This window comes from uncultured Sphingomonas sp. (genome assembly GCF_964021865.1).
Lineage (GTDB): Bacteria > Pseudomonadota > Alphaproteobacteria > Sphingomonadales > Sphingomonadaceae > Sphingomonas.
On sequence record NZ_CAXIAM010000002.1, the window covers coordinates 58,967 to 74,645 of the forward strand.

Annotated in this window: 11 protein-coding genes; 6 read left to right on the forward strand and 5 right to left on the reverse strand. The window is 66.9% G+C overall.

Annotated elements, in window-relative coordinates; genetic code table 11:
- Nucleotides 1-114 precede the first annotated feature (114 nt).
- From AADI75_RS01030 to AADI75_RS01040, 3 genes are read right to left on the reverse strand one after another with little or no spacing between them, the layout of a single operon-like run.
- Entirely contained in the window at nt 115-1,926 is a 1,812-nt protein-coding gene (locus AADI75_RS01030; protein ID WP_341207202.1) for a glycoside hydrolase family 15 protein, read from the reverse strand.
- On the reverse strand, nt 1,919-2,731 hold the full coding sequence (locus AADI75_RS01035) for an SDR family oxidoreductase (RefSeq protein WP_341207203.1): 813 nt from the start codon (nt 2,729-2,731) through the stop codon (nt 1,919-1,921). Before AADI75_RS01035 ends, AADI75_RS01030 begins: the two co-directional genes overlap by 8 nt.
- A gap of 28 nt (nt 2,732-2,759) precedes the next feature.
- Complete coding sequence (locus tag AADI75_RS01040; RefSeq protein ID WP_341207204.1) at nt 2,760-3,893, reverse strand: Gfo/Idh/MocA family oxidoreductase; 1,134 nt, start codon at nt 3,891-3,893, stop codon at nt 2,760-2,762.
- A gap of 100 nt (nt 3,894-3,993) precedes the next feature.
- On the opposite strand from AADI75_RS01040, the gene AADI75_RS01045 reads away from it, so the two are divergent.
- Both AADI75_RS01045 and AADI75_RS01050 read left to right on the forward strand, forming a co-directional pair.
- On the forward strand, nt 3,994-5,016 hold the full coding sequence (locus AADI75_RS01045; RefSeq protein ID WP_341207205.1) for an oxidoreductase: 1,023 nt from the start codon (nt 3,994-3,996) through the stop codon (nt 5,014-5,016).
- 62 nt (nt 5,017-5,078) lie between these two features.
- Nucleotides 5,079-6,467, forward strand: coding sequence for a M20/M25/M40 family metallo-hydrolase (locus AADI75_RS01050; RefSeq protein ID WP_341207206.1), 1,389 nt, complete (start codon nt 5,079-5,081; stop codon nt 6,465-6,467).
- 152 nt (nt 6,468-6,619) lie between these two features.
- On the opposite strand, the gene betI is transcribed toward AADI75_RS01050, so the two are convergent.
- Nucleotides 6,620-7,195: a transcriptional regulator BetI gene (betI, locus tag AADI75_RS01055; RefSeq protein WP_341207207.1), complete on the reverse strand. Its 576-nt coding sequence runs from the start codon at nt 7,193-7,195 to the stop codon at nt 6,620-6,622.
- Nucleotides 7,196-7,243: 48 nt separating this feature from the next.
- On the opposite strand from betI, the gene AADI75_RS01060 reads away from it, so the two are divergent.
- Together AADI75_RS01060 and AADI75_RS01065 are read left to right on the forward strand one after the other, a co-directional pair.
- Nucleotides 7,244-8,413: an aromatic ring-hydroxylating dioxygenase subunit alpha gene (locus AADI75_RS01060; protein WP_341207208.1), complete on the forward strand. Its 1,170-nt coding sequence runs from the start codon at nt 7,244-7,246 to the stop codon at nt 8,411-8,413.
- A 65-nt stretch (nt 8,414-8,478) separates the two neighbouring features.
- Nucleotides 8,479-10,092: an NAD(P)/FAD-dependent oxidoreductase gene (locus AADI75_RS01065; protein ID WP_341207209.1), complete on the forward strand. Its 1,614-nt coding sequence runs from the start codon at nt 8,479-8,481 to the stop codon at nt 10,090-10,092.
- Here the strand turns inward: AADI75_RS01065 and AADI75_RS01070 are convergent.
- Nucleotides 10,064-11,344, reverse strand: coding sequence for an amino acid permease (locus AADI75_RS01070; protein WP_341207210.1), 1,281 nt, complete (start codon nt 11,342-11,344; stop codon nt 10,064-10,066). The genes AADI75_RS01065 and AADI75_RS01070 overlap by 29 nt on opposite strands.
- Before the next feature lie 49 nt (nt 11,345-11,393).
- Here AADI75_RS01070 and AADI75_RS01075 point away from each other — a divergent pair, with 49 nt between their 5' ends.
- Entirely contained in the window at nt 11,394-12,986 is a 1,593-nt protein-coding gene (locus AADI75_RS01075; protein WP_341207211.1) for a sulfotransferase, read from the forward strand.
- Nucleotides 12,987-13,095: 109 nt separating this feature from the next.
- Nucleotides 13,096-15,624: a TonB-dependent receptor gene (locus tag AADI75_RS01080; protein WP_341207212.1), complete on the forward strand. Its 2,529-nt coding sequence runs from the start codon at nt 13,096-13,098 to the stop codon at nt 15,622-15,624.
- The last annotated feature ends 55 nt before the right edge of the window (nt 15,625-15,679 follow it).

Consider the following 15,679-nt stretch of genomic DNA (forward strand, 5'->3'; position numbering starts at 1 on the left):
CGATGCGGGTCGGGTGAAGCGAGAACCGTTCATCGTCGCAGACAACGCACTTTGCGCGGCCACGTCAATTCCGACCTTTGGCGCATCGTCGTGCTTAGGAGAAACGAGGCAGCCCTACGGCTGCCAATTCGGACGGTAGCTTGGGTCGAGCCGTCGATCGATGAAATAGGCCGCGCTGATGAAGGCAAGGTGCGTCAGCGCCTGCGGAAAATTGCCGAGCGCCAGCCCGCGGCGATCGACTTCTTCCGAGAACAGGCCGAGCGAGTTGGCATAGGCCATCCCCTTGGCGAGAATCATCTGCGCCTCGTCCAGCCGCCCGGCGCGCGCGAGACACTCGGCGTACCAGAAGGTGCAGGTGGTGAACGCCCCCTCTCCGCCCTCCAGCCCGTCGGCGTTGCGGTAGCGATAAACCAGACCGTCGTCGCGCAGCTGCGCACCGATCGCGTCGAGGGTCTTGAGCCACACCGGATCGGTCGACGAGACGAAGCGGACCAGCGGCATCATCAATGCCGCGGCGTCGAGTTCGCGCCCGCCGCGCTCCTGGACGAAATAGCCGTCATCGGGGTGGCGGAAATTCTCCCAGACATCCTCGACGATCGCATCGCGCGCGGTGGCCCATTCCACCAGCGGCGCAGGCAACGAACGCTGATGCGCCAGCCGGATCGCCCGGTCCAGCGCCACCCAGCACATCACCCGCGAGTGGAGGAAATGCCGCGGCGCGCCGCGCATCTCCCAGATGCCCGCGTCGGGTTCCTGCCAGTGCGCGATAACATGGTCGACGATGCCGCGCACATGCTGCCAGCCTTCGTGGCTGATCGCGTGGCCATATTTGTTCGACAGGTATACGCTGTCGAGCAACTCGCCGAAGATGTCGAGCTGCGTCTGCGCATGCGCGGCGTTGCCGATCCGTACCGGGCGACTGTCGTGATAGCCGGCGAGATGCGGCAATTCCTGCTCGTCCGCTGCCTCGGTGCCGTCGATCGCGTACATGATGCGGATCGGATGCTCCGGATCGGCGGCCATCACGCGCTTCGCTGCCCAACGATTGAAATGCTCCGCCTCGTCGACGAAGCCGAGTCGCAGGAAGGCGTAGACGGTAAACGAGGCGTCGCGGATCCACGTCGCGCGATAGTCCCAGTTGCGCCCCGCGCCGGTCGCCTCGGGCAAGGAGAAGGTGGCGGCGGCGGCGATCGAACCATGCCGCTCGGACGTGAGCAGCTTCAGCGCGAGCGCCGATCGCGTCATCGCCTCGCGCCAGCGCCCTTTGTAGGAAGAGCGGTTCGCCCAGCGTCGCCATGCCTCCGTGGTCGCCGCGACGTCCTCGTCAATCGTCCGATCGTCGGGACGAAGCAGATCGTCGGTGCCCAGCACAAACCACGCGCTTTGCCCCGCCGTCAGCGTGAACTGCGCGGTGGCGGCGTCCGGGCTTGCGGCGAGCGGGACCGAGGCGAACAGCCGCAGCGAAAGGTCGTCTCCCACGAACCGGATGCCGCCATCGACGGCCTCGACCACAGGCTGCTCGCGCGCATAATCGAAGCGTGGTGCGCAGCGCATCGTGAACCGTACGGCCCCGCGCGTCACCGTCACGCGGCGGATCAGGCAGCGCGCGGCACGATCAGGATGGACGCGCGCGGCGGCGAGCGGCATCAGGTCGCGCACCTCCGCGCTGCCCTGCTCGGCCATCCAGCGCGTCAGCAACACGTTGGTATCGGGGACGTAGAGTTGCAGCCGCTCGGGCTGGTCGAGGTCCGGCTGAAGCGTGAACGCCCCGCCCTTCCCCGCGTCGAGCAGATCGGCGAAGATCGTCGGGCTGTCGAGCGACGGCCAGCACAGATAATCGATCGTCGCATCGCGTGCGATCAGCGCCGCGGTTTCCAAATCACCGATGATCCCGTGGTCGCCGATCGTGCGCAGCGGTTCAACCATTGTCGCGGAACTCGGGGTACAAGGTCATGCCCCCGTCGACGAACAATGTCGTCCCCGTCACGTAGTCGGCCTGATCGGACGCCAGCCACACCGCGGCGCGCGCGACATCGTCGGGCTCGCCGATCCGGCCATAGGGGATCAGTCGCAACAGCTTCTCCAATGCCGCCTCGCTGTCCCACGCCTCCTTGTTGATCGGGGTGCGGATCGCGCCGGGGGCGATGGCGTTCACGCGGATGCCGTCGACCGCCACTTCCTGCGCCAGCGAGCGGGTGAGCATCCGGCTGCCCCCCTTCGATGCCGCATAATTGACGTGCCCGGCCCAAGGGATCACCTCATGCACCGAACTCATCGTGATGATCGCGCCGGCGCTGCGGGCGGGTCGCCCTTCTGCCGGTTGCGCACGGAAGCGCCGCACCGCCTCGCGTGCGCACAGGAATTGGCCGGTCAGGTTGACCGCGATGACGGTGTTCCAGTCTGCAAGCGACATGTCGGCGATCGCCGCATCCTTCTGCACGCCCGAGTTGGCGACCAGCACATCGACCCGGCCGAAAGCACTCGTCGCCTCGTCGAAGAGCCGGACGACGTCGTCCTCCTCGGAAACATTGGCGCCGACGGCGATCGCGCGTCCGCCATGCGCCCGCACGCGCGCCACCAGTTCCTCCGCCCCTTCGGCGTCGGAATGATAGTTGACGACCACCGCGGCGCCGGCCGTCGCCAGCCCCTCGGCCACCGCCAGCCCGATGCCGGAACTGGCACCGGTCACCACCGCGACATGCTTGGCAAGCGGCTGCGAGGGATTGGACATCGTTGTCTCCTGCGGGATCGTGGAAGGGTCAGGCGCCGGTCGGCGGCGCGGCGTTGACCGGCTCGGGGATCGATACGGCACGCAACGTCTGCTCCTGCGCATCCGGGTCGATGCGGCGGGCCCGCGCGAGCGGCTCGATGCTCACCGGGCCGCCGAATTTCAGCGCGGCAACGATCGCCTCGATCACCAGCAGGTCGGCCAGCCCTTCCTCGCCGTCCGGCTCCGGGTCGCGATCGTTGAGGATGCAGTCGGAGAAATAGCGCAGCTCGCCGCCGAACTGGTCGGTGGCCTTGTAGGTTTCGTGCGACTGTTCCTCGCCGATCTGGCGATGATGCTCCAGCCCCTGTCCGAAGCCGAACGCCGGGTTCATCTCGATCGAGCCCTTGGTGCCCGCGATGATAAGGCTGTCGACGTTGTTGGCGTAATAGCTGACCGTGAATTGCGCGATCCGGTTGCCCGGCAGCCGCAGCGTCACCGCGATCGTATCGTCGAAGTCGCCGAAGCCGGACTCGGCATGACGCACGCCGACCGCCGAGACGACCTCCAGCGGCTCATCCCCGAAGAGGTAGCGGATCGCGTTGATCGGATAGGCGCCCATATCGAATAGCGGCCCGGCCTCGATCCCGTTGGTGGCGCGGTGATTGGCGGGGTCGACCATCTGCGTGAAGCAGGCGGTAAAGGCGACCAACTCGCCCAGCTCACCCGCACGGATGCGGCGGATCGCGTCGAGCGTGGCGGGCTCGAAATGGAGGCGATAGGCGGTCATCAGCTTTGCCTTGCCGCGCTGGCCCGCCGCGATGATCGCGCGCGCCTTCTCCGCCGAGACGTCGAGGGGCTTTTCGCAAAGCACATGGATGCCGGCCTCAAGTGCCGGAATCGCGAATTCCGCGTGACGCCAATTGGGGGTGGCGAGGTAAATGGCGTCGATCGTGCCCGACCTAAGCAATTCGGGGAACTGCTCATAGGAATAGTGATCGGCGATGTCGTAACGCTTGCCGAGCGCCGCGAGCTTTTCGGGGTCGCCCGACACCAGCGCCGTCATCTCCGAATTGCCGGTATGCGCGACGCCCGGCATCAACGCCTCTTGCGAGATGTCGCCCAGCCCGACGATCGCGTAACGGACCTTGCGTCCGCCCAGCCCCAGTGCCGATGCAATGCTCATGAAAAATCTCGCGTGATGATCGATTGAGTGCCGCAACCGCTTAGCGGCGGGTAATGGTTCCACGAGGCCGCAGGACGCGCGTCAAAACGGAGGACGGCGAATGAGCGACGAAGTCGGTGTCGGCCTGATCGGTTACGGGCTCGGCGGGCGCGCCTTTCATGCGCCCTATGTGGTCGCGACACCCGGTCTGGCGTTGCGCGGGATCGTTTCGCGCGATCCCGCGAAGGTGCTCGCCGATTTGCCCGCGGCGACGGTCGTTCCCGATGTCCAAACGCTGCTTGCCACACCCGGCGTCGATCTGGTGATCGTCTCCAGCCCCGACGCGCTTCATGCCGACCATGCGCTTGCTGCCTTGGCGGCAGGCAAGCATGTCCTCGTGGACAAGCCGTTCGCGACTTCGCTCGCCGATGCGCGCGGGCTGGTCGCGGCCAGTGAGCGAGCCGGTCGGCTGCTGACGGTGTTTCACAACCGGCGCTGGGATGCCGACTTCCTGACGCTGCGCGCGCTGTTGGCCGAGGACCGGCTGGGTACGATCGCGACCTTCGAAAGCCACTTCGATCGCTGGCGGCCGGTCGCCGCCGCGACGTGGAAGGAGGCGCGCGTCGGCGGATCGTGGTTCGATCTCGGCCCGCATCTGGTCGATCAGGCGCTGGTGCTGTTCGGACGGCCGCTCGGCATCACCGCCGACATCGCCACGCTGCGAACCGGCGCGCCGGCCGCGGATTATTTCCACGCCACGCTCCGCTATCCGGACAAGCGGGTCTTGCTTCATTCTAGCAAGGTCGTCGCCGACCATCGCCTGCGCTTCGCGGTTCACGGAGCGCACGGTAGCTGGATCAAGCACGGCATCGACCCGCAGGAGGCGGCGACCGTCAGCGGGCGCGCGCCGGGCGGCGACGATTGGGGGCTCGACCCCGACGACGGCCTGCTCACCGACGCCTCGGGAATGGCGCAGCGCGTGCCTACGCTGCGCGGCGATTACCGGCGCTTCTGGTCCGCACTGGTCGCAGCCATTCGCGGCACCGGCGCGAATCCGGTGCCGCCGCACGAGGCACTCGCGGTGATGGAAGTGCTCGACGCTGGCGAGCGCAGTGCGGCGTCCCGCGCTGAGGTGATGCTGTAGCGCGCAGTTGCCTTTTCCTTCCAGCGGCCTAGCGTCATCGAACCGTCGCGAAGGGGAAAGGCATGATGAAGCGCAACAGGGTTCGTTCGGGTCTCGTCGCTGCCCTGCTATGTGCCACGCCGCTCTCGACGCTCCATGCCGAGCCACGCAGCGAAGCGCAGGCGCTCGACATCGCCAAGCGCGCGATCGCGTTCCGCAGTGTCGCCGGCCCCGGCAACCAGACCCCGCAGCTCGCGGCCTATCTGAAGTCGGTGCTGGTCGAGGGCGGGATCACCGACGTCACCGTCACGCCGGTCGACGATACCGCCTATCTGATCGCGCGCTGGCCAGGCACCGATCGCGCCGCCAAGCCGCTGGTGATCTCCGGCCACATCGACGTGGTCGAGGCCAAGCCGTCGGACTGGCAGCGCGATCCGTTCACCCCGGTGATCGAGAACGGCTATCTCTACGGCCGCGGCGCGACCGATATGAAACTCGACGCCGCGGTGACAATCGCCGCGCTGCTGCAGATGAAGCGTGCCGGCTATCGTCCACGCCGCGACATCGTGCTCGAATTTTCGGGCGACGAGGAGACGCGCATGAAGACCAGCGCGCTGATCGCCGAGCAATTGAAGAACGCCGAGCTGGTCATCAACATCGATGGCGGCGGCGGGCGGCTGGGCGAGGACGGTCGTGCGCAATTCTTTACGTGGAATGGCGCGGAAAAGACCTATGCGGATTTCGAGCTGACCGTTACCAACCCTGGCGGGCACAGTTCCGCACCGCGCCCCGAAAACGCGATCAACCAACTATCGGCAGCGCTGGTGCGGATCGGCAACTACCGCTTCACGCCGCAGTTGTCGGCCCTTACCAAGAAGTTCTTCGAGGAAGCGGCCAAGCAGAAGACCGGGGCCCTCGCCGCCGCAATGCGCGCGTTCGCGGCCAATCCGAAGGACGAGCAGGCGATCGCCACGCTCGCCGCCGACCCAGCCTATGTCGGGCAGATCGGCACCACCTGCGTGTCGACGATGGTCAGCGGCGGCCATGCGCTCAACGCGCTGCCCCAGCGCGCGACCGCGAACATCAATTGCCGCATCTTCCCCGGCGTGAAGCCGGCCGACGTCATGGCGACGCTCAAGCAGGTCGCTGCCGAACCCAAGCTGACGATCCGCGACGTCAGCGAAGGCTCGGTCCCCAACGACGCCTCGCCGATGCGCGCCGATTTCGTCGCTGCGGTGACCAAGGCGATGGGGAAGACGCGCCCCGGCGTGCCTGTCTTTCCCAGCATGTCGGCGGGCGCGAGCGACAGCATGTGGTTCCGCTATCACCATGTCCCCAGCTATGGTGCGAGCCCGACCTTCATCAAGGAATCGGACGATTTCAGCCACGGCCTGAACGAGCGAACGCCGATCGACAACATCGCGCCCGGCATCGCTTATTATGAGTCGCTGTTCACCGATCTGTCGAAGTAGGAATCGCTTCGCTTAACCTGTCTGCTTCGCGAGAGCCGTGAACTTTGTCCGTCATTGCGAGCGAAGCGAAGCAATCCAGAGCCGGACCAGGGCGCCCTGGATTGCTTCGCTACGTTCGCAATGACGACTCGCTGGGCGCAACATGATCCAGCCTACAATCCCGCCAGGTACGCAGCCGCGATCCGCCGCGCCTCATCGGCGGAGAAGCTGTCCGGCGACAGGCAAAGCTCCAGCCATAGCCCATCGACCAGTGCGGTGACCCCGATTGCGGCCAGCCGCACCCGCGCCGGCGGCACGCCGCATTCGGCGAGCAAGACCTCCAGCCGCGCCCGAAATCCCGCGTAATGTTGCTCGTGCCGCGCCAGCATCGCCGCATCACCGCGCGCAAGGCTCCATAGCGCCAGCCACGTCGCGAGCAGCGCCGGATCGGCGATCGGCGCGGTGAAATTGGCCGCGACATAAGCGCCCAGTCGCGCGCGCGGCGCGCTCCCCGCCGCCTCGACCGCCATTTCGAGCGCCGCCGCGACCTGCGCTGCGACATGGTCGTAGGAAGCCGCCACCAGCCGGTCGACCCCGCCGAAATGATGCGTCACCAACCCGGGCGACACGCCTGCCGCTGCGGCGATCGTCCGCACCGACGCCCCCGCCGCGCCGCGCGCCGCGAGCACGCGCACCGTCGCCTCGATCAGGTCGCGGCGACGATCCTCGGGATTTGACCGCTTGCTCAACCGCTCACCCTGTTATACGTTTGTGTAACAAGCACGCGAGAACCTCCTATGCTCCGTCCGGCCGAGCTGCATGATCGTGATCCCGATGCCGACTGGAGCCTGCCCGGTTGGTTGTACACCGATCCCGAATATTTCGCGCTCGAATGCGCGCGGATCATCCGCCCGTCATGGCAGATCGTGTGCCACGAAAGCGATCTCGACCGGCCCGGCGCATGGCGGACGCTGTCGTATCTGGGCGAGAATGTCGTCGTGGTGCGGGGCGCCGATGGCGAGATCCGCGCCTTTCACAACGTGTGCCGTCACCGCGCGATGCGGCTGGTGGAGGGCGACGCGGGATGCGCGCGCAAGCTGGTGTGCCCCTATCATGCCTGGGCCTATGAACTGGACGGGCGGCTAAGCGGCGTGCCGATGCGCCGTGACTATCCCGCGCTCGACATGGCGACGACGGGGCTGGTCCCGGTCGACATCGACCGCTGGCGCGGCTTCGTGTTCGTCCGGCTCGAGGATGACGGAGGCCCGCGCGTCGCGGAGATGATGGCGCCCTACGATCATGAGATCGCGCCCTATCGCTTCGCCGACATGCGCCGGATCGGCGATGTGCGCCATCGCGAGCGGTCAGTGAACTGGAAGAACGTCGGCGACAATTATTCCGACAATCTTCACATCCCCGTCGCGCACGACGGGCTGACGCGGCTGTTCGGCAAGAGCTACGCGATCGAGGCGGCGGGCTGGGTCGACAAGATGTCGGGGCAGCTCGTCGACCGACCGTCCGACGACGTGTGGGAGCGTTTTTACCAGACGCATCTGCCGCACGTCGATCACCTGCCCGAGGCAAACCAGCGCCTGTGGCTCTATTACAAGCTGTGGCCGAACATGGCGTTCGATATCTACGCCGACCAGATCGACTTCATGCAATGGCTGCCGCTGACGCCGACGACCTGCGTGCTGCGCGAAATGACCTTCGCGCTGCCCGATCCTCGGCGCGAGATGAAGCTGGTCCGCTACGCCAACTGGCGGATCAATCGCACCGTCAACGCCGAGGACACCTGGCTGATCGAGCGCGTGCAACAGGGCATGGCCTCCTCCAGCTACACCGCCGGCCCGATCGGCGCGAGCGAGGTGTGCCTGCGCAGCTTTGCCGCAAAGATCCGCGCCCGCATCCCGGAGGCTCGCCTCCACCGCGCGCCACCGCCGGGCTGGTCGCGCACCGCCGCGTGAAATTAGGAAACAGCCGGGCCGCGTCTGTCTCGGAACGGCGTGCGGACAAAAATGATGGGGGAAAGATGACGGCAAAGTACGACGCACTCATCATCGGCGGTGGCCATAACGGGCTGGTCTGCGCCTTCTACCTTGCGCGCGCCGGGCTGAAGGTCCGCGTGCTCGAACGCCGTCACGTCGTCGGCGGCGCGGCGGTGACCGAGGAATTCCACCCCGGCTTCCGCAACTCGACCGCCAGCTACACCGTCAGCCTGCTGCGCCCGAAGGTGATCGCGGACATGAGGCTGCACGACCGCGGCTTTCGCATCATCGAGCGGACGATCAGCAACTTCTTCCCCTTCCCGGACACCTATCTGACACTCGGCGGCGGAACGAAGCGCACGCAGGAGCAGTTCGCGCGCTTCAGTCAGCATGATGCCGACGCATATCCGCGCTACGATGCCGCACTCGAACGCGTCGCCCAGGTGCTGCGCGACCTCGCGCTCAAGATCCCGCCCAACGCCGGCGGCGGTCTGGCGGAGGTGGTCGCCGCCGCGCGACAGGGCTGGCCGCTCGCCAAACTCGACATCGCCGCACAGCGCGACCTGCTCGACGTCTTCACCAAGTCCGCGCGCGACTTCCTCGACGGCTGGTTCGAGGACGATCACGTCAAGTCCGCCTTCGCGTTCGACGCGGTGGTCGGCAATTTCGCGGGCGTGTCGACCCCCGGCTCGGCCTATGTCCTGCTCCACCACGTCTTCGGCGAGGTGAACGGCAAGTTCGGCGCATGGGGCCATTCGGTCGGCGGGATGGGCGCGATCACGCAGGCGATGCAGGCGGCGTGCCTCGATGCCGGAGTCGAGATCAGCCTCGACGCCCCCGTCGCGCGCGTGCTGGTCGACGGCGGCAAGGCGGCGGGCGTGCTGCTGGACAGCGGCGAGGAGATCGCCGCGCCGATCGTCGCCGCCAACGTCGGCCCGGCGCTACTGTACCGACAGATGGTCGATGCCGGCGACATGCCGGAGGATTTCCGCCGCCGCGTCGCCGGTTTCAAGACCGGCTCGGGCACGTTCCGCATGAACGTCGCGCTCAGCGAACTGCCCGACTTCACCGTGTTGCCCGGCAAGGAACGCGCCGAGCATCACACCGCCGGGATCATCATCGCGCCCGGCCTGGATTACATGGACCGCGCGTTCGATGACGCAAAGGTCCACGGCTGGTCGAAGGAGCCGATCGTCGAGATGAAGCTCCCCACGACGATCGACGACAGCCTTGCGCCGCCGGGAATGCACATCGCCAGCCTGTTCTGCCAGCAATTCGCCCCGCAGCTGCCCGATGGCCGGAGCTGGGACGATGCGCGCGAAGAGGTCGCCGATCTCATCATCGACACCGTCGACCGCCACGCGCCCAACTTCAAGAAATCGGTGATCGCGCGCCAGATCCACTCGCCGCTCGATCTGGAACGCAAGTTCGGGCTGATCGACGGTGATATCTTCCACGGCCGCATGAGCCTCGACCAATTATGGTCGGCGCGCCCGGTGCTGGGGCATGGCGACTATCGCGCGCCGATCCACGGCCTCTACATGTGCGGATCGGGCACGCATCCCGGCGGCGGGGTGACCGGCGCGCCGGGCCACAATGCCGCGCAGGCGATCCTTGCCGACCGCCGCCTCATCGCGCGCTGGCGGCGGCGCGGCTGACCCACCAGTAAACGGGCACGCCCGCGAGCAGCAGCACCAATGCCCACAGGTTCGCCTCCAGCCCCAGCCCGTAGGATAGCCAAGCGACGAATGCGGCCGAGCCGACGCCCGCGACCCGCCCGGCCGCATCGCCGCGCAGCAATGCCACGCCGGCGAGCGCGCTGACGAAATAGGCGAGCATCCCCGCCGCCAGCGACACCGCGGCGACGAACGCGAACAGGTCGCCCATTCCGCGCGTGTAATTGGCCAGCGTCACCCCCGTCACCAGAATGCCCGCCAGAACATGCGCACGCACCGGCACCCCCGCCTTGTTCTCGCGCCCGAACCAGCGCGGGAACACGCCGCCGCGCGCCATCGCCCGCGGCACCTCGCCTTGCAGCAGGACGAAGCCGTTGAGCGTCCCCAGCGCGCTCACCGTCGCGAACAGCGCCACCACCTGCGCGGTCGCGCCGCCCATCGCGCTGCCCAGAAAGTCGGCGATCGGCGCGGGCGACGCGGCAACCGCCGCGCGCGGCATCAGCGCGGTGATCGCGCCCGACACGACCAGATAGATCACCCCGACCGCCGCGGTCCCGATCAACGTCGCGCGCGGCACCGTCCGCGCCGGGTTCTGCATCCGGTCGGCGGGCACCGTTGCGGACTCGACGCCCAGAAATCCCCAGAAGGTCAACGCGGCCGCGCCCGCGATCGTGCCGGCGGCAAGTGGCACCGGCGCATCGTGCACCACCGCCGCACCGCCCCTGGTCAGCAGCAGCCAGCCGGCGAGCAGCGCGACCGCGGCGAGCGGCAGCAGCTTCAGCACCATCGTCACCATCTGCACCCGCGCCGCCGCCGCGACGCCGCGGACGTTCACGCCGACGAACACCCACACCATCACCACCGCCGCAATCGCGGCATGGGGCGCGAGCGCGGGAATGGCGACGCTCAACGCACTGACCGCCGCGACCGCCACCGCACCGTTGCCCGCCCAGATCAACGTCCAGTAACTCCACGCCGTCGCGAACCCGATCGCCGGCCCGAACGCCGCATCGGCATAGGCATATGGCCCGCCCGCCTGCGGCACCGCCGCCGCGAGCCGCGCGAAGACGAACGCCAGCGCCATCGCGCCAGCGATCGTGACCGCCCAGCCGAACGTCGCATTCGCCCCGAACGGCGCCAGCGTCGCAGGCAGCAGGTAGATCCCCGACCCGATCAGATTGCCCATCACCAGCGCCAGCGCGCCCCAGAAGCCGAGCGCACCTTTGTCTTTCAAGGGTCTGGCGCTTGATCCGGTCGCCCCGCCGTGGTCTGCTCGTTCGTCCATGCCCAACCCTGCCCGTTTCCCTCCCCTGCTAGTCGACGCTGCGCTGGCGCTCCACGACAATCGGCTCGACATCGCCGAGCCGTTGCTGCGCACCTATCTGAAACGCGACCCGTTCGACGCGCGCGCGATCCGGATGCTCGCCGAACTGGCCGGGCGGATCGGCCGCAATCGCGATGCCGAGACGCTGTTGCGCCGTGCGCTCGAACTCGCGCCCGGCTTCACCGCCGCACGCGCCAATCTCGCGATCGTGCTCTACCGCCAGAACCGTGCGGTCGACGCCCTCGCCGAACTCGATACGTTGCTCGCCGCCGAGCCCGAGCATATCGGGCACGCCAATCTCAAGGCCGCGGCGCTCGGACGGCTCGGCGGGTTCGAGGAAGCGATCGCGCTCTACGAACGCGTGCTTGCCGCCGCGCCCGCGCAGCCCAAGGTGTGGATGAGCTACGGCCATATGCTCAAGACGGTCGGGCGACAGGCGGACGGCGTCGCAGCCTATCGCCGCGCCATCGCGTTGCGCCCGGGGCTCGGCGAGGCGTGGTGGAGCCTCGCGAACCTCAAGACGGTGCGCTTCGACGATGCCGATGTCGCGGCGATGACCGCCGCGCTTGCCGATCCGGCGGTCGTGATCGAGGATCGCTACCACCTTGATTTCGCGCTCGGCAAGGCGTGGGAGGAACGCGGCGACGCCGATCGCGCCTTCGCGCATTACGCCGCCGGCAACGCGCTGCGCCGGACGCAAATCGACTATGACGCCGGAGAGACGACACGCTTCGTCGACACGATCGTCGCGACCGCCACCAGCAACTTCTTCGCAGCCCGGGCCGGCTGGGGCTGCCCCGGCCCCGATCCGATCTTCGTGCTCGGCATGCCGCGCGCGGGATCGACGCTGATCGAACAGATCCTCGCCAGCCACCCGCTGGTCGAGGGCACCACCGAATTGCCCGACATGCCCGCGCTCGCCCGCCGCATCACGGATTATCCCGCCGGCCTCGCCACCCTCACCGCCGAGCGCGCTCGCGAACTGGGCGAAGATTATCTCCGCCGCGCCGCGGTCCAGCGCCGCACCGACCGTCCGTTCTTCGTCGACAAGCTGCCGAACAATTGGGCGCATGTCGCGCTGATCCGGCTGATTCTGCCCAACGCGACGATCATCGATGCGCGACGCGATCCGCGCGCCTGCTGCTTTTCGAACTTCAAGCAACATTTCGCGCGCGGCCAGGGCTTCAGCTACGCGCTTGACGACATGGGGCGCTACTACCGCGACTATGTGCGGATGATGGCGCATATCGACGCGGTGCAGTCCGGGCGCGTGCACCGCGTGATCCACGAGGAACTGGTCGACGCGCCCGAACCGCATATCCGCGCACTGCTGGACGCATGCGGCCTGCCCTTCGATGCGGCCTGCCTGTCCTCACACCGCACCGAGCGCGCAGTGCGTACCGCCTCGTCCGAGCAGGTGCGCCAGCCGATCTTCCGCGGTGGCGATCGCGCCTGGCGCCCGTTCGCCGCGCATCTGGCGCCGCTGGAACAAGCGCTCGGCGACGTGATCGAACGTTATCCTCTTGCGCCCAGCTTCGTCCAGACAGCGTGACAATTCCGTCACGCCAACCCTTTTACGTTAAATTGTTTCTTGACCGGATTGACCGTGCCGCTGCCGCGCTGCAGCATGACGTCACATAGTCGCAACAAAGGGGATTGTTGTGGTCGTCAGTTTCCGTCGTCGCGTGCTCGTTCCGTTGCTGGCTTCTGCGGCGTTCGCCGTTCCTGCCGGGGCGCAGACCGGCTCCGGCCAGACCACGACCGCCGACACACCCTCGCAGCAGCCGACCGCGACCACCACGGACGGCGACATCATCGTCACCGCGCAGAAGCGCGATGAGAGCATCCAGAACGTACCGATCAGCATCCAAGCGATCGGCACCCGCCGGCTCGACCAGCTGAACGTCTCGAACTTCGTCGATTATACGCAGCTTCTGCCCTCGGTCGCGTTCCAGTCGTCGCAACCCGGCGTCACCACCGTCTATATGCGCGGCGTCGCATCGGGCGGCGACGGCAATCACTCGGGCTCCCTGCCCTCGGTCGGCGTGTACCTCGACGAACAACCGGTCACCACGATCGGCGGCACGCTCGACATCCACATCTACGACATCGCGCGGATCGAAAGCCTCGCCGGGCCGCAGGGTACGCTGTACGGCGCGTCGAGCGAGGCGGGCACGATCCGCATCATCACCAACAAGCCTGACACCGCCGGCTTTTACGGCCGCGTCGATGGCGAGGTGAACATGCTGCACTCGGGCGGCATCGGCTATGTCAGCGAAGGGATGCTCAACATCCCCTTCGGCGAACGGGTCGCCCTGCGCGTGGTCGGTTTCTACCAGAAGGACGCCGGCTTCATCGACAACGTGCCCGGCACGCGCAGCTTCCTGCCGCAGCCCGGCGGGATCAGCGTCGACAATGCTGCCTTCGTCGAGAAGGATTATAACGACACCGAGACCTATGGCGGACGCGCCGCGCTGAAGATCGACCTCGACGACACTTGGACCGCGACGCCGACGCTGCTCTATCAGGAACAGAACAGCCACGGCAGCTACGGCTATGATCCCAAGGTCGGCGACCTTCAGGTGCAGCGCTTCTACCCCGAATATCGCCGCGACCGCTTCGCGCAGGCCGCACTGACGATCGAGGGCAAGCTCGGCAATTGGGACGTCACCTACGCCGGTGCGCTGCTCGATCGCCGCGCGGTGCAGTCGAGCGACTATACCGATTATTCCGAAGCCTATGACTCGCTGTACTCGGCGGTCGGCGGGCTGGCCGGATATTTCTACTATCAGGATAACAATGGCGACACGATCGACCCGCGCCAGCGCGTGATCGGTCGCGATCATTTCAAGAAGCTGAGCCAAGAGGTTCGTGTCGCCTCGCCGGTCGACCAGCCGTTCCGGCTGGTTGCGGGCGCCTTCTACCAGCGGCAAAGCAACCTGATCTTTCAGGATTACCAAATCCCTAATCTCGGATCGCAGGTCTCCGTCAACGGCTATCCGGGCACGCTTTGGCTGACCCGCCAGCACCGCGTCGACAAGGATTATGCGATCTTCGGCGAGGCGAGCTACGACCTGACGCCGAAGCTGACGCTGACGGCGGGCGGTCGCGTGTTCATCTACGACAATTCGCTGGTCGGCTTCTTCGGCTTCGGCCGCAATCCGGGTGTTGATCCGGACGATGGCCGCCCCTACAGCGCCAGTCCGTTCAATGCCGCGGGCAGCTCGCGCACCGGCGTGGCGAGTTGCTATCTGGCCGGCGGTGGCACGTTGCGCGACGCCTATCTGAACGGCGGCGACACGACCAGCTTCCTCACCACGCCGGATGTCGGTGCGATCCCGTGCGTCAATCTCGGCGTACCCGATGGCAACCGCGTGGTGCCCAAGCGCGCCGACGGTCAGGGCGTCACCTACCGCTTCAACGCGACGTGGAAGCCGACCGACGAGGTCCTGCTCTACGCTACCGCCTCGCGCGGCTTCCGTCCCGGCGGGATCAACCGTCGCGGTGACGTCGGCGACTACGCTGCCGACTTCCTGACCAATTACGAGGTCGGCTGGAAAACAACGCTACCGGGCGGCACCGTCCGCTTCAATGGCGCGGTATATCAGCAGAATTGGGATCAATTTCAGTTCTCGTTCCTTGGTGAAAACAGCTTCACCGTGATCCAGAACGGCCCCGACGCGCGCATCCGCGGCATCGAAATGGACACCAACGTGTCCCTGGGCGGCCTCTCGCTGACCGCGGCGGGCTCCTATACCAATGCCAAGACCCGCACCGATCTGTGCGATTCCGTGGATTGCAGTACCGCAGGCGCGACAATTCTGGCCCCGGCGGGCACCCGCCTGCCGATCACCCCGCGCTTTAAACTCAGCGGCACCGCGCGCTATTCGGTGCCGATCGGCACGGTGCGCGCCTATATTCAAGGCCTTGTCGCACATCAGAGTTCCGCCTCCTCGGACCTGCGCGTGGAAAAGGCCGACGCGCTGGGCCGGCTGCAACCCTATACGAGCGCGAACCTGTCGATCGGTGGTGAGCTGTCGAACTATACGTTCGAGATCTTCGTACGAAACCTGTGGGACGAACGCGGCCAGATCTCACGCTTCCAGCAATGCGGCGCGTGCGACCAGCGCCCGTACATCGTCCCCATTTCGCCGCGAATGATCGGCATCCGCGCCGGCGCGAAGTTCTAGGAGACGGAGCTTTCGGGGAGGAAAGACCGCAACTTCAATGCCTTTCGCGGTAAGA

Excerpts from the sequence above, each read along its gene's own strand:
- AADI75_RS01030 (WP_341207202.1), bottom strand. The coding sequence starts at position 1,926 with ATGGTTGAACCGCTGCGCACGATCGGCGACCACGGGATCATCGGTGAT.
- AADI75_RS01050 (WP_341207206.1), top strand. The coding sequence starts at position 5,079 with ATGATGAAGCGCAACAGGGTTCGTTCGGGTCTCGTCGCTGCCCTGCTA.
- AADI75_RS01035 (WP_341207203.1), bottom strand. The coding sequence starts at position 2,731 with ATGTCCAATCCCTCGCAGCCGCTTGCCAAGCATGTCGCGGTGGTGACC.
- AADI75_RS01075 (WP_341207211.1), top strand. The coding sequence starts at position 11,394 with ATGCCCAACCCTGCCCGTTTCCCTCCCCTGCTAGTCGACGCTGCGCTG.
- AADI75_RS01040 (WP_341207204.1), bottom strand. The coding sequence starts at position 3,893 with ATGAGCATTGCATCGGCACTGGGGCTGGGCGGACGCAAGGTCCGTTAC.
- AADI75_RS01045 (WP_341207205.1), top strand. The coding sequence starts at position 3,994 with ATGAGCGACGAAGTCGGTGTCGGCCTGATCGGTTACGGGCTCGGCGGG.
- AADI75_RS01060 (WP_341207208.1), top strand. The coding sequence starts at position 7,244 with ATGCTCCGTCCGGCCGAGCTGCATGATCGTGATCCCGATGCCGACTGG.
- AADI75_RS01065 (WP_341207209.1), top strand. The coding sequence starts at position 8,479 with ATGACGGCAAAGTACGACGCACTCATCATCGGCGGTGGCCATAACGGG.